General features: G+C 44.9%; 19 protein-coding genes. 9 read left to right on the top strand and 10 right to left on the bottom strand.

The window, feature by feature from the left end; all coding sequences use genetic code 11:
* Positions 1–51 precede the first annotated feature (51 nt).
* Positions 52–456, top strand: a complete 405-nt coding sequence (locus OCV50_RS09290; RefSeq protein ID WP_239841490.1) for a hypothetical protein — start codon at positions 52–54, stop codon at positions 454–456.
* Positions 457–567: 111 nt separating this feature from the next.
* On the opposite strand, the gene OCV50_RS09285 is transcribed toward OCV50_RS09290, so the two are convergent.
* Positions 568–1,161, bottom strand: coding sequence for an outer membrane protein (locus tag OCV50_RS09285; RefSeq protein ID WP_261902877.1), 594 nt, complete (start codon positions 1,159–1,161; stop codon positions 568–570).
* Positions 1,162–1,305: 144 nt separating this feature from the next.
* On the opposite strand from OCV50_RS09285, the gene cydH reads away from it, so the two are divergent.
* The gene (cydH, locus tag OCV50_RS09280) at positions 1,306–1,395 is read left to right on the top strand and encodes a cytochrome bd-I oxidase subunit CydH (protein WP_261902876.1); all 90 of its coding nucleotides are present in this window, start codon (positions 1,306–1,308) and stop codon (positions 1,393–1,395) included.
* 44 nt (positions 1,396–1,439) lie between these two features.
* Positions 1,440–2,621 (top strand): patatin-like phospholipase family protein, encoded by a 1,182-nt coding sequence (locus OCV50_RS09275; protein WP_261902875.1) that lies wholly within the window; start codon positions 1,440–1,442, stop codon positions 2,619–2,621.
* 143 nt (positions 2,622–2,764) lie between these two features.
* Here OCV50_RS09275 and pyk read toward each other — a convergent pair whose 3' ends face one another.
* Complete coding sequence (gene pyk, locus OCV50_RS09270) at positions 2,765–4,210, bottom strand: pyruvate kinase (RefSeq protein ID WP_261902874.1); 1,446 nt, start codon at positions 4,208–4,210, stop codon at positions 2,765–2,767.
* Positions 4,211–4,528: 318 nt separating this feature from the next.
* Here pyk and mlc point away from each other — a divergent pair, with 318 nt between their 5' ends.
* Together mlc and OCV50_RS09260 are read left to right on the top strand one after the other, a co-directional pair.
* Complete coding sequence (gene mlc, locus OCV50_RS09265) at positions 4,529–5,746, top strand: sugar metabolism global transcriptional regulator Mlc (protein WP_239841495.1); 1,218 nt, start codon at positions 4,529–4,531, stop codon at positions 5,744–5,746.
* A 168-nt stretch (positions 5,747–5,914) separates the two neighbouring features.
* On the top strand, positions 5,915–6,856 hold the full coding sequence (locus OCV50_RS09260; protein ID WP_239841496.1) for a chemotaxis protein CheV: 942 nt from the start codon (positions 5,915–5,917) through the stop codon (positions 6,854–6,856).
* A gap of 314 nt (positions 6,857–7,170) precedes the next feature.
* On the opposite strand, the gene OCV50_RS09255 is transcribed toward OCV50_RS09260, so the two are convergent.
* The 7 genes from OCV50_RS09255 to OCV50_RS09225 form a co-directional block, all read right to left on the bottom strand.
* Entirely contained in the window at positions 7,171–10,245 is a 3,075-nt protein-coding gene (locus OCV50_RS09255; protein WP_261902873.1) for an error-prone DNA polymerase, read from the bottom strand.
* Between the two features lie 98 nt (positions 10,246–10,343).
* Positions 10,344–11,777 carry a Y-family DNA polymerase gene (locus OCV50_RS09250; RefSeq protein WP_261902872.1) on the bottom strand — a complete coding sequence of 478 codons (1,434 nt, stop codon included), beginning with the start codon at positions 11,775–11,777 and terminating at the stop codon, positions 10,344–10,346.
* A 3-nt stretch (positions 11,778–11,780) separates the two neighbouring features.
* On the bottom strand, positions 11,781–12,473 hold the full coding sequence (gene imuA / locus OCV50_RS09245) for a translesion DNA synthesis-associated protein ImuA (protein WP_261902871.1): 693 nt from the start codon (positions 12,471–12,473) through the stop codon (positions 11,781–11,783).
* Positions 12,474–12,632: 159 nt separating this feature from the next.
* The gene (locus OCV50_RS09240) at positions 12,633–13,178 is read right to left on the bottom strand and encodes a GNAT family N-acetyltransferase (RefSeq protein WP_261902870.1); all 546 of its coding nucleotides are present in this window, start codon (positions 13,176–13,178) and stop codon (positions 12,633–12,635) included.
* 80 nt (positions 13,179–13,258) lie between these two features.
* Positions 13,259–14,026 carry a peptidoglycan binding protein CsiV gene (locus OCV50_RS09235; RefSeq protein WP_261902869.1) on the bottom strand — a complete coding sequence of 256 codons (768 nt, stop codon included), beginning with the start codon at positions 14,024–14,026 and terminating at the stop codon, positions 13,259–13,261.
* A 66-nt stretch (positions 14,027–14,092) separates the two neighbouring features.
* Positions 14,093–17,554, bottom strand: a complete 3,462-nt coding sequence (mfd, locus tag OCV50_RS09230; protein ID WP_261902868.1) for a transcription-repair coupling factor — start codon at positions 17,552–17,554, stop codon at positions 14,093–14,095.
* A gap of 5 nt (positions 17,555–17,559) precedes the next feature.
* The gene (locus tag OCV50_RS09225; protein WP_261902867.1) at positions 17,560–18,129 is read right to left on the bottom strand and encodes a PilZ domain-containing protein; all 570 of its coding nucleotides are present in this window, start codon (positions 18,127–18,129) and stop codon (positions 17,560–17,562) included.
* A 226-nt stretch (positions 18,130–18,355) separates the two neighbouring features.
* Between OCV50_RS09225 and lolC the strand changes: the two genes are divergently transcribed.
* Genes lolC through lolE form a run of 3 tightly spaced genes read left to right on the top strand, consistent with a single transcriptional unit; the run spans position 18,356 to position 21,493 of the window.
* Positions 18,356–19,564: a lipoprotein-releasing ABC transporter permease subunit LolC gene (gene lolC, locus OCV50_RS09220; protein WP_261902866.1), complete on the top strand. Its 1,209-nt coding sequence runs from the start codon at positions 18,356–18,358 to the stop codon at positions 19,562–19,564.
* On the top strand, positions 19,557–20,249 hold the full coding sequence (gene lolD, locus OCV50_RS09215; protein ID WP_261902865.1) for a lipoprotein-releasing ABC transporter ATP-binding protein LolD: 693 nt from the start codon (positions 19,557–19,559) through the stop codon (positions 20,247–20,249). Before lolC ends, lolD begins: the two co-directional genes overlap by 8 nt.
* On the top strand, positions 20,249–21,493 hold the full coding sequence (gene lolE / locus OCV50_RS09210) for a lipoprotein-releasing ABC transporter permease subunit LolE (RefSeq protein ID WP_261902864.1): 1,245 nt from the start codon (positions 20,249–20,251) through the stop codon (positions 21,491–21,493). The genes lolD and lolE overlap by 1 nt, the downstream gene beginning before the upstream one ends.
* A 174-nt stretch (positions 21,494–21,667) precedes the next feature.
* On the opposite strand, the gene OCV50_RS09205 is transcribed toward lolE, so the two are convergent.
* Positions 21,668–22,177 (bottom strand): DUF2062 domain-containing protein, encoded by a 510-nt coding sequence (locus OCV50_RS09205; protein WP_032552060.1) that lies wholly within the window; start codon positions 22,175–22,177, stop codon positions 21,668–21,670.
* Between the two features lie 16 nt (positions 22,178–22,193).
* Here OCV50_RS09205 and OCV50_RS09200 point away from each other — a divergent pair, with 16 nt between their 5' ends.
* Positions 22,194–24,467 carry a DNA internalization-related competence protein ComEC/Rec2 gene (locus OCV50_RS09200; protein WP_261902863.1) on the top strand — a complete coding sequence of 758 codons (2,274 nt, stop codon included), beginning with the start codon at positions 22,194–22,196 and terminating at the stop codon, positions 24,465–24,467.
* Positions 24,468–24,493: the final 26 nt, after the last annotated feature.

Genomic DNA, 24,493 nt, shown 5'->3' with positions numbered 1-24,493 from the left:
TCTTTAATAGGTAACTATGCTTCACCGCAGATGTATTGATAGGGTTTGATTATGAAACTATATGGATTATTTGGTCTCTTTATGGCGAGCGTTACTTTTGCGACTCAGGCTGCAGACAACGCAGAGCTTGAGGTAGGTTTAGCTCTTGACCAAGATTTAAGTGCAGTTATTGAAATTGACAACACATATCGAGTGACGGTTGGTAATGATGGCGCTGCTTTTGACTATATGCTCAAACGTGGGAAGTTTGATTCAGAAACTCCGCTAGATTGGTATGTCGGCGTTGGCGCTTGGGCTGAGTGGGAAGACGACTTTGGTGTACGAGTTCCATTGGGCGTAAAAGTGAATTTTTATGATGGATGGAATGCGTACGCGCAAGTTCATCCTGAATTGGATCTATACGCGGGTGCTGAACTACAGCTTGGTGGTGCTGTGGGCGTTACTTACAAGTTTTAGCGTTCGACAGATATTAAATAGGCGAGGGTTATCCTCGCCTATTTCGATCAGGTTAAAGTTTTTAGAGACTTAAAGCCTTAAGAGACCTAAAGCCTTAAGAGTTCTAAAGGCCTAAAATCTAAAGGTCAGGCCGACATTAGCTTGAAACTGGTTCATCCAATCGGTGTCAAAGCGAATTACACAGTTTTGCCCTGTTGTTGGCAAAGTACATGCGCCACTAGTGTCATTGTCTACGACTGTGCCTAGCCAGCGTATTTGGCTGGTTAATGCTAGGCTGTCTGATAACTTGTACTCTACACCACCAAAAATTGAAGCAGAGAAACCATATTTGTCTTTCGCCCAGTCTACATCGACATAAGATGCACCGAGGCCGAGTCCTAAGTAACCAGAAAACGCATTAGTTGCTGGGTAATAAATGCTACTTTGAAAGTGTAAATATTGAATCGAAGAGTCCAGTTTTAGCGATTCAAGTTCCGATTGTTGATTGGAATAAAACAAACCGATACGACCTTTTTCTAAAGGTGTCTCAATCGCCAAAGAGTAACTGGCTGAGTTTTCCATGTCATAGGTATTACCATCTTCGTCTTCGACAGCGCCACCACCGGTAAGTCCAATCATTGGTGTGACGTATATATCTGCTGCCATTGATGCTCCGGAACAAGTCAGGAGTGTGCAGAGTGCGAAAGTATTTACTTTGTTATTCATGGGCCTATCCTTATCCGAACACCTACTAATTGTGATGCTTACATCAATATTGTGCGAGTAATTTCGGCGAATCTTGAACATACTTCACACACCTGATAGTACTTAGATATAGGCTAAACAAATTTATAATAAACAGAGGTGTCTATGGAACAGGATCTGAAAAACGCTCTACAAATTACCGCTTTTATTTTTATTGTGCTGCTGACGTTCGGCTTTATCGCGATCACCAACTAGCCCAATAACATAAGCAAAGCCTACCAACAGGGGCTTTGATTACCATGAATAGCGGCATAATAACCAATACCGATATCGCAATAGACTTGGCTTACTACGACAAGTTTATTGCGGGTAAAACAGCTTTGGTTGCCCAAGGTGGTGGCCAAAGAGGCATATTTACATCTGGCGTATTAGACGCATTCATCCTTTCTAATTTTGATCCATTCGATGACTTTTTTGGCACGTCTGCTGGTGCTCTGAATCTATGTGCTTTTGCTTGTCGAGATAAAGGACTAGGTAAGTCTTTTATTATGGATCTGACCACGGCCCCAGAATTCTTTAACCTGTTCTCTTATATTCGCCACCGTAAAGGGTTGGGCATGGAGTGGGCGCTTGAAAAAATTCTGGCATACCCTTACAAACTCGATCTTGATTTAGGGCGACAAGCGCTAGGCGGACGTAACATTTATGCGGCAGTCACCGATGTAAAAGATCTCAAAGATCATTACTTCCCACTGTTCAGCGAAGATTGGCATAAAGTTATGTTGGCAACCTGCGCCATTCCTCGTCTCTATAATGGTGAGGTTGAAATATTGGGTCAGAACTATGTAGATGGTGGTGTCTCAGCTTGCATTCCAGTTCAAGAAGCGTGGAGAAGGCAAGCGCGCTCAATTGTTGTGATACGCACAGAGCCTGCGTCAGAGTGGCGTCCAGAGAATGAACTGGTGGAAGGGCCGAAGCCTCCGAAACCTATTTCTGCGGAAGAGTTAGAGTGGTTTCGTGACTCTTTCAGCAGTGTACAGGAACACTGGCAACAGAAAATAGAGCAGTGGAAAGTTGATTGGAGTTCGTTTTTCCAACAACAGATTATGCGCTCTAAGCAACAGAAACAAGACAGGCGGCACTTGGACTTACTTAATGGTGGTCGTTGGCTGTTTGGTGCTGATGATATCTACCGCCTTAGCCATTTAGTGGGTGATAAGTTTGATTCAGGTTTAGCGGATATGTTGATGGTCCATTACCAAACCTACTCGCTAACGGAAGACTTTTTACACTCTCCACCGGACGATACCTTCGTTATCCAGATAGCACCGAGTCAGCCTCTTAAATCGAGCTCATTGATGAGTGACAAAGAAGACCTGTTACACGATTACCAACTCGGGATGGAAGCGGGGTTTAAGTTTGTCGAGTTGTATTGTTCGATACAAAACGCCAAAGCCTCTCACGTTATTCAATTCGCATAACTTAATTCACTAATTTCACCCGCCAATTTAACTCTAATAGCGTCTAGCCCCCTCTCCGTTCACTCTTCCAATGTGTTATGTACAAAAATGGCAGTGAAGCTTAACTCCACAGCCATAAGCATGAATATTGTTATGAAAAGCGCTTAGGTGACAGGGAGTACGCGCATACAGTTTGTTGAGCCTGCAACATCCATGATGTCACCCTGAGTGATGATCACTAGATCTCCAAACTTGAGCATGCCTTTCTCTTTCAAACAGGTCAGCGTCGAAAGGGCGATATCAAAGCTATCTTCTTTGTCTGTTTCAAAGTAGATAGGGGTGACACCACGATATAAGGTACAGCGGTTGAGTGTTCCCTCATTGCGGGACAAGGCAAAAATAGGCATGTCAGCACTTAAACGAGACATCATCAATGCCGTACGACCTGATTCTGTTAAGGTGACTACGCCTTTAATACCTTCCATATGGTTTGCCGAGTAGATAGTGGCCATAGAGATGGTCTCTTCTGCCGTGACAAAGGTGCGGTCAATGCGGTAGTTAGATTGGTTCACGCCCGCCATTTTCTCTGCACCGATACACACTTCCGCCATCGATTTAACTGTCTCAACAGGGTAGGCACCAGCTGCGGTTTCGCCAGATAGCATCACAGCATCAGTACCATCAAGAACAGCGTTAGCCACATCCATCACCTCAGCACGTGTTGGCATTGGTGCAGATATCATAGATTCCATCATTTGGGTGGCAGTGATAATCGTACGGTTAAGCGCTCTAGCACGACGTATAAGCTGTTTTTGCACACCGACCAACTCAGGATCGCCAATTTCCACTCCGAGGTCTCCACGAGCCACCATGACAACATCTGAGGCTAAGATGATGTCATCCATGTTCTCGATGCTAGAAACTGTCTCTGCTCGTTCTACTTTGGCGACTAAGTGCGCTTCCAAGCCTGCATCTCGAGCCAGTTGTCTGGCGTAGCTCATGTCTTCACCATTGCGAGGGAATGAGACCGCAAGGTAGTCGACTTGGATTTCTGCTGCGGTAATAATGTCGCGTTTATCTTTCTCTGTCAGAGCTTCTGCTGAGAGGCCTCCGCCTTTTTTATTAATCCCTTTATTGTTAGACAGTGGACCACCGATGATAACTTCGGTATGTACTCGGCAACCTTCAACAGCAGTGACTTTCAGCTGAACACGGCCATCATCGAGCAGTAGGATATCGCCAGTATCCACATCATTGGGTAGCTCTTTGTAGTCAAGTCCGACAGACTCTTGATTACCTTCGCCAAGTCCTAGACTGCTATCGAGTGTGAATTTGTCGCCGACGGCAAGCTGGATCTTTCCGTCTCTAAAAGTGGAGACTCGAATCTTCGGACCTTGTAGATCTCCGAGAATGGCGACTTGGGTACCGAGCTTTTTGGCAATAGTGCGCACCTTAGCGGCTCTTTCAATGTGATCTTCACTGCTGCCATGAGAAAAGTTCATGCGAACGATATTAGCGCCCGCTTTGATAATCTCTTCGAGTACATTGCCTTTGTCTGTGGATGGGCCCAGTGTGGTGACTATCTTTGTTTTTCTTACCTGTGCTGTCATGAATGCTCCTACTGTGAGACCAAGTAATCTGTGTAAGATAAAATTAAGTATATGCATTAATTGACAATTTATTGGGAGCCAACGAGATATTTCTCCAATTACATAAAATAATTGGTTATCAGACACAGCATGGATGTTTTCTGGTGAAAATTAAGTCGTGTTGTCAGAGGAGATGTATGAATTTCTGTTAAAGTATTTGACTCAAAACACAAAGATTCATGTATATACGTGATGCTTGTCACGGCAATATACCAAGGGGCTTCACAATTACTTCGCAAAGTAAAAAAATTACCCAGTTGATGATTTCTGGAGCGTAAAATGTACATGGCTCAACCGGGCCATATTGATCATATCAAACAGGTCAATGCTGGTCGTGTATATAAACTAATAGACCTTAGAGGTCCCATTTCTCGTATCGATCTGTCCAAACAAAGTGAGTTGGCTCCGGCGAGTATTACCAAAATTACTCGTGAACTCATGGAAGCACACCTAATTCATGAAACGACAGTACAAGAAGCGACCACACGTGGCCGTCCTGCTGTTGGTTTACAAACGAATAATGAAGGTTGGCAGTTTCTTTCTATGCGATTGGGGCGTGGTTATTTGACCATCGCTTTACACGAGCTGGGTGGAGACGTGCTTATCGATACCAAGATTGATATCCATGAGCGTGACCAAGATGATGTATTGGCACGTCTGCTTCATGAAATCGACGAATTTTTCCAAACTTACGCAGAACAGCTTGATAGGGTGACCAGTATTGCGGTGACGCTACCGGGTCTTGTGAACTCTGAGCAAGGCATCGTACTTCAGATGCCACATTACAACGTAGAGAACCTTGCCTTGGGGCCGGAAATCTACAAAGAAACAGGACTGCCAGTCTTTATTGCCAATGACACTCGTGCATGGGCTTTGGCTGAGAAGCTGTTTGGTAACTCTCAAGACAATGACAACTCCGTCCTTATCTCTATTCACCACGGTTTAGGAGCGGGTATTATTCTCGATGGTCGGGTATTGCAAGGCCGTCATGGTAATATCGGTGAGCTGGGGCATATTCAGATCGATAAAGAGGGCAAGCTTTGTCACTGTGGTAACCGAGGTTGTTTAGAAACCGTTGCCAGTTCTCAAGCGATTCGTGAGCAAGTAAAAGAGCGTATTGCTCAAGGTGAAAGCTCGTCTTTAGAAGGAATTGAAGACGTTACTATCGAACAAATCTGTGCTGCTGCTGCCGAAGGCGACCCAATGGCTGTAGAAGTGATCGAGCAGTTAGGGCATTACTTGGGCTCGGCGATAGCTATCGTGATCAACCTCTTTAACCCAGAAAAGATCTTAATCGGTGGTGTGGTTAACCAAGCGAAGAATGTTCTCTATCCAGCGATTCAAAAGTGTATTGAAGAACAAAGCCTGCAGGTTTACCACCAAGACTTGGAATTAATGGAGTCTCGTTTCTATAAACAGGCGACGATGCCGGGCGCTGCACTTATCAAGCAAGCACTGTACGATGGTCAATTGCTAATGAAGGTGATTGAAGGTTAATTTATAAATTAACTTCGTCGTCACTCATATCTGAACACCACCCATTTACTTCAATGGCATATTGCTTACAATGATGCCATTAGTTTAAGAACCTCTCTATGTAGTTTTGCTTTAGCCTATTGATTTAGGCTATTGTATCTGCAGTTATTATTATCACTAAGGTGTTGTATGTCTGGCGTTTTGAACTCGGTTGATCAAAGAACCAAGTTAGTCGGTGAAAACCGTTTAGAGCTGTTGCTTTTTAGTTTGAATAGCCGTCAATTGTTCGCGATTAACGTTTTCAAAGTAAAAGAGGTACTTAAAGTACCTGCGTTAACCAAGCTACCGGGTTCACACCATAATATTACTGGTGTTGCTTCCTTACGTGGTGAGTCAGTACCTGTGATTGACTTACGTAGTGCGATTGGCTTCCCACCGTCTCGTCAAGAGTCACAAGAAAGCAACCTTATCATTACCGAATACAACCGTACCGTTCAGGGCTTTTTAGTTGGTCAGGTGCGCAACATCGTCAACACCATGTGGACGGAAATTCAGCCGCCACCAAAGACGACGGGCAGAGCTAACTATCTGACTGCAATTACGCATATTGAAGAAGACAAACAACAGAAGATCGTTGAGATCATTGATGTTGAAAAAGTACTGGCAGAGATCATTGATTACGATGTTTCTATCTCTGAAGGCGTGCTTGACTCTGAGCTCGCTGCGCAATTGGTTGGACGTAATGTGTTGATTGTGGATGACTCTTCAACAGCACGTAATCAAATTAAGGGGACGTTGTCTCAACTTGGTTTGAACATTATTGAGTGTTGTGATGGCCTGGAGGCATTGAACCTATTGAAGTCTTGGTGCGATGCAGGTAAAGACATCAACGAAGAGCTACTTCTGATGATTACCGATGCAGAAATGCCAGAGATGGATGGCTATAAGCTTACACACGAAGTGCGTAGCGATCCTCGTATGCAAGACCTTTTCATTACACTGAACACGTCACTTAGCGGCAGCTTTAATGAAGCCATGGTTGAGAAAGTAGGGTGTAACCGCTTTATTTCTAAATTCCAACCAGATTTGCTGGTGGAAGTGACTCAAGAGAGAATGCGTCAGATTTTATAGTTAATGTCATCGTACGGTAATTTTTAGATGATTTTACGGAAAACGTTTGCTATATTCTTGGTGCATATTTGAGCATATCGAATATGTACCAACTAACGTAACTTTTCATGCACAATCTAAGGTAATCCCTCTTAATGATATGGTTAACGTCTAAAGTCGTTATGACTTTGAGTTTATTACTGTATAGGGAATTTAAGAAAAGACGTACGGAAGCTGATGTTGAAGTTTAATTCAACGTATTAGAATTGAGGGAGGCTAATTGCCTCCCTTTTCTATTTCTTAAAGATGGTCTCTCACTGAGAAACCACCTCTCGTTAGTGAAACTCTCGCGATTTTGTTTTTAATCCAGTCAATTCATCAGTCAGGTCGATAAGTTTACCTGCAATCACATGAAGGACATCGCCTTCCTTCTCGATAATCCCTTTCACTTTTAATATCTTTGCGGTGAGGTAGGCTTGTTGTTGGCTGCGTGCAGTGGCTTTCCATACCACCACATTAATGTTTCCAGTACTGTCTTCTAGAGTAAAAAAGGTGACGCCAGCTGCGGTTCCGGGAGACTGTTTTCCCGTCACGACACCCACAACCGTCACCATAGATTTATCTCGTTGATGCTTAAGATCTTGCATGTGAGTAAAGCGACCCAATTTATTCGCTTGCTCAAGCAAGGTTATTGGATGTTGATTGAGAGAGATACCAGTACTGGTAAAATCTTCCAGTAGATCTTGTGTTGCATTGGGTTGGCGCAGTGGTTGAGATGATTCGTAAACATCTCTAAAAAGTGGCAGTTCAGAGGCGGAATCCATTAAAGCCCAGCGAGTTTGAAAGCGATCGCCGGATACACTGTGCATCGCATTCGCTGAAGCCAATAGCTCAATATCTCTACGATTGATTGAGAGTTGAGTGATTTGATTGGGGTGGCTATAACCTTGGTAAGGTCGATTAGCTACTAAGCTCTCCATCGCTTGTTCACTTAAACCTTTGACCTGTCTCAACCCTAGTCGAATGGCTAATTTATTCGCTTTGTTGGCGACGGTATGGTCTCGTTGTGAAGCGTTAACGCACACCGGAAGTACTTTGACGCCGTGTCTCTGTGCATCTTGTACTAGTTGTGATGGGCTGTAGAAGCCCATAGGTTGGCTATTCAGTAATGAGGCATAGAAACATTCGGGATAATAGTATTTTAACCATGCTGAGCAATACGCGAGTACGGCAAAAGATGCCGAGTGGCTCTCGGGAAAACCATACTCACCAAAGCCACAAATCTGTTTAAAGATCTGCTCGGCAAAGGTGATGTCGTAGCCGCGACTTTGCATGCCATCAATCAGTTTAGATTTGAACTTAAATACATTACCGTGCTTTTTCCAAGCCGCCATGGCACGTCGCAGTTGGTCTGCCTCACCGCCAGTAAATCCGGCGGCAACCATCGCGAGCTTAATCACCTGTTCTTGAAAAATAGGAACACCTAATGTGCGAGATAGTACTGATTCAACCTCGGAAGATGGGTAGTCGATGGGCTCTTGTCCATTTCTTCGTTTCAAAAACGGGTGCACCATATCACCTTGGATTGGTCCTGGGCGTACGATGGCGATCTGAATCACCAAGTCGTAATAACTTCTTGGTCTTAGACGTGGCAGCATACTCATTTGCGCTCGGGATTCGATCTGGAAGATACCGACCGTATCTGCTCTCTGAATCATGCCGTAGACATTGGGATCGTCTTGTAAACGAGTGATCTCTGCAATGGAGAGGGATCGCCCATAGTGCTGCTGGATCATGGTAAAACATTTACGGATCGCGGATAGCATACCGAGGGCTAATACATCGACCTTGAGTAACCCAAGCGCCTCTAAATCGTCCTTATCCCATTGAATAATCGTACGCTCTTGCATAGCGGCATTTTCTACAGGAACAAGCTCGTAAAGTGGTCCTGAAGAGATCACAAAGCCGCCCACATGTTGAGATAAGTGACGCGGGAAGCCAATGATCTCATCGACCAAATGGATGAACTGCTTTCCTTTAAGAGAATCAGGCTGTAGACCAAGTTGTGTCAGTTGTGCCAGCCAGCCTTGATGTTTATCTCGACGATTGGTGTTTTTGATGAAGTAATCCAGTTGTGCCTCTTGTAGCCCTAGTGCTTTGCCAACATCTCTTACTGCACTTTTAAAACGATAAGAGATCACCGTTGCTGCTAAGGCTGCGCGCTCTCGACCATACTTTTGGTAGATGTATTGGATAACTTCTTCACGACGTTCATGCTCAAAGTCCACATCAATATCAGGTGGCTCGTTGCGTTCTTTACTGATGAAGCGCTCAAAAAGTACGGATATCTGACGTGGGTCGACAGAGGTGATCTCAAGGCAGTAACACACAACAGAGTTAGCAGCAGAGCCTCTGCCTTGGTAAAGAATGCCTTTCTGTTTGGCGAACATGACAATGTCGTGAATGGTTAAGAAAAAGAATGGGTAATCGAGTTCTTCAATTAAGCTCAACTCCTTTTCTATGATCTGTTCAATATCTAGGGGGATCCCATCAGGGAAACGATTTTTCTTCCCTTGTTCAACTAAATTTCTGAGATATTGATTTGGTGTTTGTCCTGCAGGGATCAGTTCACTTGGATATTCATAGCGTAAGCTATCAAGATCAAACTCGCACAGGCTCGCGATATGGTTGCTCTCATCCAACCATGATTTTTGGAATATATGGCTGAGCTTATTCATGCTGCGTAAACACCGTTCGGCATTCGCCAGTAAGTGACTGCCAACTTCGGGTACCGAGCATTGATGTTTTATCGCCGTGAGTGAGTGCTGTAATGGCAGGCGATTGGCATTGTGCATCAATACGCCACCGCAGGCGGTGATTGGAAGTTGAAGATGATGAGCAAGCGCAGAGCAATGAGATACATACTCTTGATCGCCTTGCTTGAGATGACGTTGAACTCCGATCCAAAGTCGGCCAGAGTGATGTTGATTGAGCCAGTTGCCCCAGTGGTTGTCTTGAGCTGTTTGCTGGGGGAGCCATATCACCAAACAGTGCTTCGCTGACATGATATCCCACTCAGAGAGTTGATAGTGTCCTTTGTTACTGCGTCTACGTGCATTGGTAATGATACGACATAGTTCAGCGTAAGCTTGTCGGTTTGGGCATAGCAACAACAATTGACACTCTTGGTTTAGCCAAAACATACTGCCGACAATTTGTTTGAGCGTTAGCTGGTGCTCTTTTATTGCAGCGTGCACTTTCACGATACCCGCAACCGAGCACTCGTCGGTGATCGCCAATGCGTTGTAACGTAGGAAATCTGCTTGGAGGACCAGTTCTTCAGCATGGGATGCTCCCTCTAAGAAAGAGTAATTGCTTTGACAAAAGAGTTCAGAGTAGTGCTGTGCCATAGCGTATTAAGTTCCTAATGAAAGTGTATAAACGGTGGTTGGTCATCGCCGACAGCGAACCTATGCGTGACACCTAGTTGATTCATTACTGAAGTCGATTAACTAAATAACCCATGGATGAACCATGCTTTGTTTGGTGTGCGGAACACCCATAACCAGCGCCCGGATTCGCAACGCGCGATGAAATAGTCTCGAATGACTTTTTCGCCATCCCACCATCCAGAAACAATACGCTCAGGGCCTTGAGATAAAGTAACAGGTGTCGTTAATGGCTCCGGCGTTGGCAATAAAATGCTCGGCCGTAAGCGATTTTGTGGTAATGCAGGTGCCTTAGTTGAACGCTCTCTATTCTTGGTCTGAGATGCTAAGTTCGGCAGTGAGTATTGATTGGCTTTCTCCGGCCTTGGATCTTGATGGGTTAAAGGCGAATGAATCGCGGCTTGCCCGAGTTTAGCTTGCAAGAGTGACAGCAGATCTAAGGATGCGAGCGTCCCTGTATTGCCATCAAATAGGTCATGGTAGGTCGTTTGAGGCTCTCCATGACGAATTAAGGATAAGGTTAAGCCCTGCACCGGAGCATTTATGGTGACAGACTCTAGGCTGAGATGAGTCAGTTGTGCCCATTTAGTGGCTAGATAGTCTCCTTGTGCAGAGAAAAAAGGCACACAGTGGTCCTCACAGTCTCGTAGATGCAGAGTGAGTTTGATTTCGAACGCGACCCGGTCTCGGAGCTTTAAAAAGGCTTCGAGTTGTTTGAGTAATTTAGCCAGCGGTTTCTCAATGAATTGCAAGTTCTCGATATCAAACAGTAACTCAAGGTATTGCTCGAACTTTTCTGGTGGGTGATAGAAGTCGATAGGGTGCTTAAATTGCCCATTTAGACGCCCAACATAGTTCACTAGGTCAATATCAAATCGGCGTGCAACATCTTGGATCGGCAGTTTTATTAGGTCACCAACCGTATCCATCCCAACACGCTGTAGACGCTCTATTTGCTTAAGCGGCAATTCAGTACTGGTTAACTCTTGTTGCTGAACATGATGCTTCATTGCCTCTGTGTCGCTTGTGATTAAATCAAGAGATTGTTTTCCAAGTAAAATAGCCGCGAGTGGTGAATAACCAGTAGCAAAATGGAATTGGACATTTAACGTAGAAAGGTGCAGTTGTAACGTTTTCCAGTAGTTAGCAAGTCCGTCATAGAGCGACAACATATTCGACGTTTTAATTAAAAGCCCATTAGGCGGCAGAAGTGCCATATCAGAGGTCACTAGGTAGGCCCAGTGTGCGATCTCTTTAAGTCGGTTTTCTTCAAGTTCAGCACGATAGGGAAGAACTTGGAGTTGGTGATTGAGAGCAGCAGCCGAAGCTAGCCCCATACCTAGTGTGATTCCTGAATCTAAAGCTAAACCATTGGCTTGAATAACCTTATGTGTTTTTTCATCAACAATGATCAGCGGGTGTTCATCTTGTTTCTCACCACTGAACAAACTATCCAGTTGCAATGATGGAAAGTGAAGGTAGAGCCACAACATAGATCACCCTTGTCTCGCAATTGGAAAAGGGACAACGGTCGAATTGTCATTTAACTCTGCCGATGTTTGCTCAGTTAAAAGTGGCCAATGCTGCTGCATGTTAATGACTAAACTGCCGTAAGACCAACTGCCTTTGCGTTTAATGACCTCAACTTTCAAACCAAGATGATACGGCGATAGTTTCATGCTGAGTGACACGGGTAGGGAGAGCTGATTATGGTTACTGTCTTTAAAGTGGAACTGTAAGCACCGACCGGTTTCACTAGCTGCTTGTAGGCGTTTTGTCTGATGGATCTCCAGTTCAGTTCCCCATAACAGCACAGAGTAGCAGGCGCCACTTTTTAGGCACTGTTCAGCAGCCCATAACGCTTCGATATCGCTCTTTGGAGTAATCACAAGAATGTTATTAAGAGATAACCCTTGAGCATCAAAATACTCGCCACAAACATGGCCGGGAGGATTGATGAATACAGCGAGGCGTTGGGCATTTTGTTGCGATAAGTAAGGCGTTAATAAACGGATCTCTCCTAAGCCTGACGGAGATTCGACCTCTATGACACCGTGCGTAGGAAAGCCCCCATTTAGCTGATTATCGAGCTCTGGGTATCCTGTTGAGTGAGTTTGCCCTTGTGTACTAGGCTGCAGACCTTTCCAAATAAGCTGGCGGTCTTGTAGATTTTTGATCAGTTCATGCATAGTTAAATACCTGTATATATATACAGTATACTTAACTCTGAGAATTATGGGAAGAAAAATGAGAAAAAGAAGTCAATCTCATACCTAGTTGTTTGTTTTAAAAACAAAAAAGCCGCATCAGGTGCGGCTTGGTTAGAAAGAGACGTGGTGGAAGGACATTTAATACCCAGGGGGAAGCACCGCGTATACCACTCCATCTTTGGGTTTGCCATTGAAGATAAACCGATTTCGAGCGATGGTTTCACGTTCTGCACCGCATGCTTCGATGAGGTGTTGGCTTGGCAAGTTTTCGAGGTCACAGACAATCTCAAGGCGAGTGAGTTTGAGTTGAGAAAAACAGAACTCGAACAGCGCTAACATAGCCTCCTTTGCGATGCCGCGTCTTTGATATTTATCTGCGACCCAATAGCCTAAGCTTGCCATGTTGAAGGTGTGGTAGAGCTCGTTGATTGCTACCATCCCCATTAATCTGTCACTTTCTCGATCAAATACTCCAAAACCGAATGCATCGGCTTTGACCCAGTTGAGTCGAGTGGCAAGGATAAACTTTTCTGCCTCTTGTTGTGAATACTCTGCGTGGCACCAATCAACCCAACGAAATAGGCTCGGTGATTGTTGGATACACTGAGTAAACTCGGGCGCATCAGACTCTTCTATGATCCTGAGGACTAAGTTGCGGGTCACTATGTGAAAATCGGGACTCATATCGCCCTCCTAATAACAAAACGCCCTCACTAGGAGGGCGTATCGATAGCATATTAAGTGTAGCTTATTGACAGCTTTGGTTACTGTGCAACTCGACGAACCTGAATGATCATGCCTAATAGCGGGTGATCTAGGTAGTGTGTTTCGGTACTGCGCATGCGACGCTTCTGGTCCATACGGTAGCTTTTCAGAAACTCTTCAACTTTTACGGTTGGAGAGATTTCGGTCAAATTGCCTACTTGAATAGTACTATCGGCACCACTGACTGGCGAGTCTAGTTCGATCTGCTGCTCTTGAAGTGTGACTTCTCGAACACTTGGCGCTTTTAGATCAAGAGTTGTCTCTGCGTATAGATAGTGCTGAACGTAGATTTGCAGCTTACCATCCAGTTCATATAGAGGCTTATCAATAGTCTCTTCTTTAATGCCTTCGGCATTGGTTGTGGCGACAGCACTCTTTTCTGAACCATCGGCGTTAAAAGATTTAGAGTAATCTTTACCCGCTTGAATACGGAACACTGGTGCAGCATTACGGCCTTCGTCACCTTGACGCCAAGCAGTATGCATTAACACATCAAAACCAGCATGTTTGCGCAGCTTTTCTTTCTCATCATTCAGCTCATACGCAGAGTAAGGCAGCATCTGGACGCCTTTTTGAGCTCGAAACTGAGAGTTTTGGAAAGAGCCAGCACGCTCAAGAGAAATTTCAGGAAGGCTGTTTGGCCATGATTCATTGACCTGTTCAGCATCAACAGCACGCTTGAAAATGATCACTTCTATATCAAATTGTCTTTGTGCCAAACTTGGCATAGAGACCAACAATAGTAGTAGTGGGATCAGTCGTTTCATTTTTACTCCGTATCCCAGCCGGAACGCCGGCTGGATAAATTAAATGCTCAGTGAAAAAGAGTGGAATTAGCTTGCAGGCAGCAAGTTTTGTCTAAATTCACCCAAAAGGTCACCGACAAATTGAATTCGCTTCCGTCTGTCTACCAATGGTACCGTAAACTTGAACTTAGTTGGCCCTTCCATTGAAAACTTTTGCGGTTGAGATTGCAATAGTTTAACAAGGTACGCAGGGTTTATGTCAGCGTCTGGGTAGAATTCTAAGAAACCACCTTTATCATGGGCTTCAATTTTCTTCGCTTTGATGGCCGCCGCCGCCAGTTTCAGTTCAGAGACTGACAGTAAGTTCTTGGTTGCGTCAGGCAGTACACCGAAGCGATCGATAAGCTCTACTTTCAGCTCTGCCAGTTCATCATTGTTGGCCACGCTAGCGATGCGCTTGTATGTCGACAAGCGAGTATTGATGTCTGGAATATAGTCATCTGGAAGCAGCGCAGGTAGACGCATTTCAATCTCTGTTTGCTCTCGCAGAAGATCATCAAGCGAAGGTTCTTTACCCTCCTTAAGCGCTTCAACCGCTTGCTCTAACATCTCCATGTACAAGCTAAAGCCAACCGATTGGATTTGACCACTCTGCTCATCGCCGAGAAGTTCACCAGCACCACGAATCTCTAAATCGTGAGTCGCTAGTGTAAAGCCAGCACCAAGATCTTCGAGTGAAGCGATGGCATCAAGACGTTTGATTGCATCTTTAGTCATGGCTTTTGGATGAGGCGTTAGAAGGTACGCATACGCTTGGTGGTGTGAACGACCCACACGACCACGCAGTTGGTGTAGCTGTGCCAAACCTAGATTGTCGGCTCTGTCCATTAAAATGGTGTTAGCGGTTGGTACGTCGATACCGGTTTCGATGATGGTTGTACACACCAGCAGGTTAAAACGCTGGTGGTAGAAATCATTCATGATGCGTTCCAATTCGCGTTCGCGCATCTGACCATGAGCCACCGTAACGCGAGCTTCAGGAATCAACTTCTGTAGCGATTCTGCGGTCTTTTCGATGGTATCGACTTGATTGTGCAAGAAGTAGACCTGACCACCACGCATGATTTCACGCAGTACCGCTTCTCTGACCACCGCGTCATCACTTTGGCGAACAAAGGTCTTAATCGCTAATCGACGAGCTGGTGGTGTAGCGATGATCGAAAGATCACGCATGCCGCTCATTGCCATATTCAATGTTCTTGGAATTGGGGTTGCGGTTAGTGTCAGGATGTCTACGTCAGCACGCATCGCTTTGACTTTCTCTTTTTGTCGAACGCCGAAGCGATGCTCTTCATCGACGATGAGTAGGCCAAGGTCGTGGAATTTGATATCACTTGAAAGCAGTTTGTGCGTGCCCACCACAATATCAACTTTGCCCTCTGCAACGTCGGCTAGGATCTGTTTTTGCTCTTTCGCTGACTTAAAGCGAGACAGTACTTCGACGCGAATCGGCAGGTTGGCGAATCGATCTCTGAAGTTTTCGAAGTGCTGTTGTGCAAGTAGGGTAGTGGGTACCAGTACCGCGACTTGTTTTTCGTTATCGGTACAGACAAATGCGGCGCGCATAGCAACTTCTGTTTTACCAAAACCTACGTCACCACAGACCAGCCTATCCATTGCTTTTGGTTGGCACATATCAGACAAGACGGCGTTAATCGCCATAGATTGGTCGTCTGTCTCTTCAAATGGAAAACCTGATTTGAAGGTGGCGTATTGACCGCGGTCTAAGACAAATTTATAACCCGGTTTTAGTTCACGCTTGGCATAGACATCAAGCAGTTCGGCTGCGACGTCTCGGACTTTCTCTGCGGCACGTTTACGCGCTTTCTGCCATGCTTCACCACCTAATTTGTGCAGAGGTGCTGTTTCTTCTGCGCCGCCTGAATAACGGCCGATAAGATTTAGTGAAGCAACTGGTACATAAAGCTTGGCATCGTTTTGATACTCAAGTGTCACGTATTCGGTTTTCATGCCACCGGCTTCGAGAGTTTGTAAGCCAATATAACGGCCAATACCGTGGTCAATGTGAACCACTGGCTGCCCCGGTTTTAACTCAGCAAGGTGGCGAATGACTGTATCGCTATTAACGCTCTTTTTGTCTTTCTTGCGGCGTTGAATTACGCGGTCACCAAGAAGGTCACTCTCACAAATGAAGGCAAGCTCACGCTGAGTATCGATGAAGCCATGTTCTGAAGAGCCGAGAACAAGGTTGAACTTGTCTTTCTCCAACAGTGACTTTTGCAAGGTCTCGACTTCGACAGGGCGGATTTTGATGCCTTGCAGTAGTTCGCACAATGCTTCTCGTCGACCTTGAGACTCTACTGAGAATACAATTTTTCCGGAGAATGATTCGGTGAACTTGCGCAAGTTAGCCAGCGGCTCTTTATTCTGATGCTGGACACTAAGATCAGGCAGTGCTGAGACGGGCAGGTTAGTACGTCCCGATTTTTCCTCTAGGCTATCAAGGCTCAGTACAACTTGAGCCTTTTGTTTAAAGTGACCAAATAGCTCGTCTTTTTTCAACCAAAGTTGGTCAGGCGATAACAATGGGCGCAATGGATCGACACCGCGCTGTTCATAGCGATGTTCTACATCAGTTAGGAAAGTATCGACGGCTTGTTCAATATCTCCTAATGCTAAGATTTGTGTGTCGTCAGCGACATAGTCAAACAAGGTTTCTGTTTGATCGAAGAAGAGCGGTTGCCAATATTCGATACCTGCAGGCCACGTACCCTTAGAGACTTGCATATACACAGATTCAGGTTCGCGGCGTGCTTCAAATTGCTGACGCCAGCGAATACGGAAGTCTTCGATAGCCGAATCCGATGTTGGAAACTCATGAGCAGGAAGAAGGCGAATCTCATCAATATCGGCGATTGAGCGCTGATTTTCAGGATCAAAGGTGCGAATAGTATCGATTTCATCATCGAAAAAGTCGATACGATAAGGGTCTTTGCTGCCCATTGGAAACAAATCTAAGATTGAACCTCGGCTGGCGTATTCACCTGGTCCAAATACTTGGTCAACATAACGGTAGCCAGATTTTTCAAGCTGTAGGCGCAGTTTCTCTAATGAGTAAAGGTCGCCCGTTTTGACCATCAGGGTATGTTGGAGCAGAAACTCTCTCGGAGACTGACGTTGCAGTAGCGTGCTAATTGGTACAATCGTGATACCCGTTTTTAGAGTAGGCAACGCATACAGGTGGGCGATACGGTCCGAAATGATCTCTTGGTGAGGAGAGAAGCTGTCGTATGGCAGTGTTTCCCAATCAGGAAACAGATTGACGGAGTGCTGAGTAAATTGCTCGATCTCTGATTGTAATTTGAGTGCAATTTGAGGATCCGGAACGGCGAGTAATGTATGACTGTTGTGCTGTTCAGCTAAACCGGCAATAGAGGCTGCTAAGGACGAGCCAATAAGATTACCTAAATGTTTTTTGTCCCCTGCGCCGCTTGGCGTCGGTAGAGTAAAAATCGATGTATCGGTCATGGGATTTACTTGTTATCTCGATCGAGTGAACGTTGACGAAGCAGTTTTTGTTGTTGATGCAAGGCTGCTTTAATCAATAGATCTTGGTCAGTGTCGCGCAGATGCGCATATTTAAATAGGACTTCAAATCCGCCGTCTCTTGGTGTTGAACTGCTTACTTGAGCGTAGCAATACACAGCCGCGGCTGGGTGCTCAAGGAACAGTTTCGCTTTGACGTATCTCCCCTGAGTGATATCAGAGCGAGTAAAGCAAGAAAACTGACTCGCACCAAAGCTGTAAGTGTGTGTTCGATGCTCAGCTTGGTCTTGTTGAGAGAGCATAAAGCTGAGTAGTAAGTTAAGCTTAGAGTTTTGAGCATCAAGCAAACTGATAACGTTTTTGAGGTCGCTGTTTTTCAACTCTTTACGCGCGCTGTCTGCCATTAGATCAAGTTGGCTGAATTCACTTGCGACGACAAACGGTGCTGGAATCTCTGATTCGAACTGGATAGGCGACGGGAGAACAAAATCTTCAGCCATCGGCTCGATGTTGGCAGTAAGACTATGGTGGACGGTGAAAAATTCTTGCTCTGTCATGCTTTGGTTCCTTGAAGTGATCTATTGATTATCGCTATGTGGCTACAGTAATCAAGGTTGGTATTGGCAAAGTAGCAAATAGTTTGTTTTTGAAGCGAAAATGATGCTTTGTAAGGTGTCATCGTCGACTAATTCGGTGAATTCACTCTATATTTGCACTTGCCCCCTACACACTGAAAGTAATTCCCGTTACATTAACCCGCAACTCTACTCGATGGTTCAAAGTATGTTTCATCCTATTTCAATGTTTATCGGTCTACGTTATCTAAAAGGCCGTTATGGGGATCGCTTTAGCCGTTTTGTCTCTTATATGTCAACGGCTGGAATCACAATAGGTGTCTTGTCGTTGGTTACTGTTTTGTCAGTAATGAATGGATTCGAAGCGCAGCTCAAAGACCGTATCCTTGGTGTCTTACCTCAAGCGGTCGTTTATGAAAGTGACGCGAAGACACAGCTCACTGACACGCCTCCAGCCTTCGCTCAACAATTATCGTTGAACGGGCATGTCGAGCCTTTAGTTCGCAGTGAAGCTGTGATTCAAAGCTCTGCACAATTGGCCGCGGGTTTACTGATTGGCATTGAACCCGCTTCTGATGATCCATTGCAAAATCACCTTATTGCCGGACGTTTGTCTTCATTGAAGGCAGGCGAGTATCAATTATTTCTAGGTCATACATTGGCGCGCAACCTCAAAGTTTCTTTGGGTGATAAAGTTCGCCTAATGGTGACGTCAGCGAGCCAATATACACCCTTGGGTCGCATTCCAAGTCAGCGTAATTTTACTGTTGCAGGTATTTTTAATACCGGCTCAGATATTGATGGTCAATTAATGGTGACTCACATTGAAGATGCTGGTCGCTTGATGCGTTTCAAGTCGGATACCATCTCAGGTTGGAGACTGTTTTTTGAAGACCCATTTATTGTCGCAGAACTGGCTGAGCAACCTTTACCTGAAGGCTGGGCATGGAGTGATTGGCGTGACCAACGTGGTGAGTTATTCCAAGCCGTTCGTATGGAAAAAAACATGATGGGCTTGATGCTTGGCTTGATCATCGGAGTGGCAGCTTTCAACATTATCTCAGCGTTGATTATGGTGGTAATGGAGAAGCAGTCTGAAGTGGCGATTCTTAAAACACAGGGTATGTCTGATGGACAAGTGATGGGAATATTCATGGTTCAAGGGGCGAGTAGTGGTGTTATTGGTGCGCTCTCTGGTGGCATCTTGGGCGTTGTATTGGCAATGAACCTTAATACTGTTCTAGAAGTCATGGGTGTTGCCCTGTTTTCGTTTGGTGGCAGTTTGCCAATCTTGATTAACCCTATTCAAATTGTCGTGGTGGTTGTTTTGGCGATCGCACTTAGTCTAATAGCGACGGTATTCCCATCTTATCGCGCATCTTCTGTTAAACCTGCTGAGGCTCTTCGTTATGAGTAATTTTCTTCAATGTCGTGACATCCGTAAAACATATCGCGAAGGCTCACTCGATACTGAAGTGTTAAAAGGCGTGAGCTTTGATATCGAGCAGGGCGAGTTAGTGTCGATCATCGGAACCTCGGGTTCGGGCAAAAGTACCTTGCTACATATCTTGGGTGCATTGGACGATGCGTCATCAGGAAGTGTGCACTTTTTAGAGCAGGATCTCGCGGCACTTAGCTCGAATAAGCAGGCTAAGTTACGCAACCAGCATTTAGGCTTTGTCTATCAGTTCCACCATTTACTTGCAGATTTTTCAGCATTAGAAAACGTCGCCATGCCTCTGCTCATCGGTGGTGTGACATCGAACCAAGCAAAAAAAGAGGCGGCGGCACTATTAGATAAGGTTGGGTTAAGTCACCGAATTGATCATCGTCCATCGGAATTGTCCGGTGGTGAAAGACAACGTGTTGCTATTGCGCGAGCTCTGGTTAACAAGCCTTCTTTGGTGTTGGCGGATGAACCGACAGGTAACTTAGATCATGCAACAGCACTCTCAATTTACGATCTGATGCGAGAGCTTAATCGTGAATACAATACGGCCTTTTTGGTCGTGACTCACGATGGTGAGCTAGCCGCGAAAATGGATCGCCAGCTACATATGCAAGATGGGTTGTTAGTGGATGTAAATGAGGAGGTGAATTAGTGTTTGCCTCTCTATCTCTTCTGATTGGTGGACGATTTAGCCGTGCTAAGCAGCGCGACAAAATGGTCTCCTTTATTTCTCTCTCTTCAACCGTGGGGATTGCGGTTGGCGTTGCGGTGATCATCATTGGTCTGTCGGCGATGAATGGCTTTGAGCGTGAGCTTGAGTCTCGAGTGCTTTCTGTTATCTCACACGGTGAATTCGAAGGCGTGAATGAACCGATTGAGCGCTGGCAGCATGTCATTGATGAATCTGTTAGCCATGAAAAGGTTTTGGCTGCCGCACCTTACGTAAAAATTACGGCTCTAGCAGAGCGTGGCAAAGAACTTAAGGCGATTGAAGTTCGTGGTATCGATCCAGAGCTTGAATCACAGGTATCGAGCCTTGGAAATTTCATTGATGAGTCAGTCTGGCAATCATTTAACAGCGGTGAGCAAAAAGTCATTCTTGGCTCGGGTGTAGCGGACACGATTGGGGCTAAAGTAGGAGACTATTTAACCTTGATGATTCCAACAGCGAATGGGTCCGTTAAGGTTCAGGCACCAAAGCGTGTTCGAGTAAAAGTGGCGGGATTATTGACCCTTAATGGGCAGATTGACCATAACTTAGCCCTTGTGCCATTAAAGGATGCGCAAAGCTATGCCAAATTGGGTGATGCTGTGACTGGCGTTTCACTTAAGGTCAACGATGTTCTAAATGCGAATAACATTGTGCGCGAAGTTGGTAACCAGTTGGATGTGTATGTATACCTGAGAAGTTGGCAACAAAAATATGGCTTCTTGTACCGTGATATTCAGTTAGTACGCACTATCATGTACCTGGTTATGGTGCTAGTCATTGGCGTCGCCTGTTTCAATATTGTTTCGACACTCATGATGGCAGTGAAAGACAGAGCATCAGAGATTGCCATTTTAAGAACCATGGGCGCTTCCGATGGGTTGGTTAAACGTATCTTTGTTTGGCAGGGCGCGTTCTCTGGTGTGCTAGGTAGCTTAGTTGGCAGCGTGATTGGTGTATTGGTGGCGCTCAATCTTACGCACTTGATTAAAGGATTAGAGGCACTGATTGATCACCAGTTTCTGTCTGGCAACATTTACTTTGTGGATTTCTTGCCTTCACAGCTGGATATGGTTGATGTATTTGTGGTGTCTGGCACTGCGATAGTTTTGAGTCTATTGGCGACCTTATACCCGGCCTCTCGCGCTGCGAAGTTAAATCCGGCAGCGGTATTAAGCTCCAAATAGTGACTTATCAATGACATAAAAAAGATCCCGATTGGGATCCTTTTTTGTTTTCTTTATTTGTTGCTAAGCACTATTTGTGAAAGTGCATGCAACAGAGTTTTAATTCTTGTCTAGCCGCTCGGCTTACACTCGTTGACTACTAATGAAGCGAAGGTTGTCGTGACAATCTTGTTTCTACCTAACCTGTCTCTTCTTCCAACTTCTCACAACTGAATATCGCCACAATCCGCGGATTCCGAAATAACCGATCATTGCGGAAACGATGCCACAGATTAGGCAGCCAAGTAGGAATGGAGGCCCGATGGTGCTCATTTGAGCAAGAATGAAGTCCCAAGAAAGTTCAAAGTGGAACGGTTGAGGTGGTACATGCATGACGAATGCACCGACTTTGTAAGCAAAATAAAACAGGACGGGCATAGTCACTGGGTTACTCACCCACACTAATGCAACAGCCAGCGGCAGATTAACGCCACACATAACAGCAAGACCTGCAGACATAATCATCTGGCTTGGCAGTGGAACAAAGGCCATGAATAAGCCAACGGCAAATGCACCTGCGGCAGAGCGTCGGTTTAAGCACCATAAATTTGGGTTATATAGCACGTTGCCAAAAACTTTTAATGCTTTCTGACGCTTGATGAGCTCATGGTCAGGCATAAAACGCTTAATAAACTTTCTTGGCATATAGGAAGTAACTCTTTTGTTTAATACTTGGTTTTTATTGTCTTTTTCTTTGACATTAATGTCAGCAAGCCTGTGGCCTGTCATGCCCCATTGGAACTGGGCTTGGGTGATAGTGCTAGTTTTTATAGCATCAACCAAGTATAGCGTTTCCCAACCTTTTAGAGGTGTTCTCTGCGGGGTGATTATGGTTTTAATAGTCAGTGGTTTGGTAAAACAGCAAACAACTGTACTCTTTAAGTCCGGGCAGGATATTACCATAAATGCATCGGTTGTTAGCCTTTTTAGTGAAAATAGCCGAGGTTATGAAAGCGTAATTGTAGTTAGATCAATTAACGGCGATAAATTAGCCAAGTGGCAATGGGTAAAGACAAGGTTGTTCACGCCTTTTCGAGTTACTCAGGGCGAAAAAATTGAGCTGAGCGTTAGGGTGAAACCTATTTTAGGTAAGCTCAATGAGGCTGGTTTTGATTTAGAGACATACTCTTTTAGTCAAAAAATAGTCGCTCATGCTTCCTACCTGCCCGGTACGCGCTACCGCATTCAATCGACTTCCTCTTGGAGAGCGATTTGGTTTGACCAAGTTACGCGAAACCTCAATTCACTATCCAATCGAGATTTAATCGTCGCGTTAACTTTTGGCTATCGTGACTTTATCTCACAACAAAGATGGTCTGAGCTTAAAAGCAGCGGCTTGATTCATTTAGTCGCGATTTCCGGTCTACATATCGGTATGGCCTTTGGCATCGGTTATCAGTTAGGGCGCAGCATACGATGTCTGATTCCACCCATGACTTGGGCTCCTTTTGTATCAGGCTTAGTTATCGCGTTTGTTTATAGTTGGTTCTCTGGCTTTACATTACCAACGATAAGGGCATTAGTGATGTGTTGTTTGGGGAGTTACTTTGTTTGGCAAGGAAGGAGTATCAACAGTCTGAATTTTATCTTGTTGAGTATCTGTATTGTTCTCGTTATCTGGCCATACTCGACACTTACTGGAAGTTTCTGGCTCTCTTTTGGCTCATTAGCAGCCGTTCTTTATGCAGTTGCAATGTCGAGTTCTGAACATTCTCATACTCGCTTTATCGGAAAGCTAATCATGGCCGTTAAAGTTCAGTGTGTACTTACTCTCTTGTTGCTACCTATGACTCTTTATTACTACCAAGGCTTAAGCGCTGTTTCAGTTTTTTATAACTTGTTGATGTTGCCTTGGGTAACGTTTCTCGTGATGCCGATGCTATTTCTAGCCTTATTTGTACACATCTTTGTATCAGAGAAGATAAAGGTTTTATGGGAGGTGATTAACGCTTTACTAGAGGTTATCTCGGTATCATCTGCTTGGTCTAAACCATTTTGGTGGGAGCTTGATATGCAGGTGGCTCAATGGGTGAGTCTCGCAGTATTCATTAGTCTGTTCATTTATCGCTATTTTAAACCTTGGGTGAGTATATTACTGCTTGTGCTGGTTAGTATTCGTGAAGTAGGACCTGGAAATACCACCCAAGAATGGCAAGTTGATGTATTAGATGTTGGACATGGACTAGCGGTAATTATCGAGAAAGATGAACGTACTCTTCTTTATGATTTGGGTAATAATTGGCAAGGTGGGTCTGTTGTCACTTCTACGTTATTACCGCTGTTACAACAAAGAGCTAACCCGGCGATTGATGGTGTCATACTCAGCCACTTAGACTCCGACCATGCAGGAGGATTACATGATCTCATCAAGTTAGAGTCGGGATTTTGGGTGCGAAGTAGCCAATGGTTAAGTGAACAGGCTCAGTCTACAGTGCATACTTGTATCGCAGGTGATAGTTGGTATTGGCAAGGTTTGAAATTTAACGTCCTTTGGCCGCCAAAACTGACAAAGCGAGCTTATAACCCACATTCGTGCGTTGTGCGTCTATTTGATCCGCGAAGTCAATTTTCTATGCTGCTTACAGGGGACATCGAGCTAGTCAGTGAATGGATGTTGTCGAGAAAAGGTTCAGCTCTAAAAAGTGACGCCATGCTTGTCCCACATCACGGTAGCAAAACCTCGTCAAGTCGCCGCTTTATTGCAGCGGTTTCTCCCACGTTGGCGATTGCTTCATTAGCAAAGGGCAATCGTTGGGGAATGCCCAATAGAGAGGTAGTTGATAGATATCAGTCGATTAATGCGAAATGGTTAGATACAGGCGAAAGTGGTCAAATTAGCATCAGGGTTGGAGCCAAAGACTGGAATTATCATTCGATTAGACAAGATAGAGCACAGCCATGGTATAGGCAGATGCTCAGGAAGGGAGTAGAATAGATAGATTATTGTGAGAAAAATTAAGC

The sequence above is a fragment of the Vibrio fortis genome (assembly GCF_024347475.1).
GTDB lineage: Bacteria > Pseudomonadota > Gammaproteobacteria > Enterobacterales > Vibrionaceae > Vibrio > Vibrio fortis.
This window is presented reverse-complemented; position numbering and strand designations above follow the sequence as displayed.

Bases quoted from the DNA above. Each gene is read 5' to 3' on its own strand.
- pyk (WP_261902874.1), bottom strand. From the start codon at position 4,210: ATGACAGCACAGGTAAGAAAAACAAAGATAGTCACCACACTGGGCCCA.
- imuA (WP_261902871.1), bottom strand. From the start codon at position 12,473: ATGCATGAACTGATCAAAAATCTACAAGACCGCCAGCTTATTTGGAAA.
- OCV50_RS09205 (WP_032552060.1), bottom strand. From the start codon at position 22,177: ATGCCAAGAAAGTTTATTAAGCGTTTTATGCCTGACCATGAGCTCATC.
- OCV50_RS09260 (WP_239841496.1), top strand. From the start codon at position 5,915: ATGTCTGGCGTTTTGAACTCGGTTGATCAAAGAACCAAGTTAGTCGGT.
- OCV50_RS09225 (WP_261902867.1), bottom strand. From the start codon at position 18,129: ATGACAGAGCAAGAATTTTTCACCGTCCACCATAGTCTTACTGCCAAC.
- lolD (WP_261902865.1), top strand. From the start codon at position 19,557: ATGAGTAATTTTCTTCAATGTCGTGACATCCGTAAAACATATCGCGAA.
- OCV50_RS09255 (WP_261902873.1), bottom strand. From the start codon at position 10,245: ATGGCACAGCACTACTCTGAACTCTTTTGTCAAAGCAATTACTCTTTC.
- OCV50_RS09240 (WP_261902870.1), bottom strand. From the start codon at position 13,178: ATGAGTCCCGATTTTCACATAGTGACCCGCAACTTAGTCCTCAGGATC.
- mfd (WP_261902868.1), bottom strand. From the start codon at position 17,554: ATGACCGATACATCGATTTTTACTCTACCGACGCCAAGCGGCGCAGGG.
- OCV50_RS09235 (WP_261902869.1), bottom strand. From the start codon at position 14,026: ATGAAACGACTGATCCCACTACTACTATTGTTGGTCTCTATGCCAAGT.
- mlc (WP_239841495.1), top strand. From the start codon at position 4,529: ATGTACATGGCTCAACCGGGCCATATTGATCATATCAAACAGGTCAAT.
- cydH (WP_261902876.1), top strand. From the start codon at position 1,306: ATGGAACAGGATCTGAAAAACGCTCTACAAATTACCGCTTTTATTTTT.
- OCV50_RS09285 (WP_261902877.1), bottom strand. From the start codon at position 1,161: ATGAATAACAAAGTAAATACTTTCGCACTCTGCACACTCCTGACTTGT.
- lolC (WP_261902866.1), top strand. From the start codon at position 18,356: ATGTTTCATCCTATTTCAATGTTTATCGGTCTACGTTATCTAAAAGGC.
- OCV50_RS09290 (WP_239841490.1), top strand. From the start codon at position 52: ATGAAACTATATGGATTATTTGGTCTCTTTATGGCGAGCGTTACTTTT.
- OCV50_RS09250 (WP_261902872.1), bottom strand. From the start codon at position 11,777: ATGTTGTGGCTCTACCTTCACTTTCCATCATTGCAACTGGATAGTTTG.
- OCV50_RS09275 (WP_261902875.1), top strand. From the start codon at position 1,440: ATGAATAGCGGCATAATAACCAATACCGATATCGCAATAGACTTGGCT.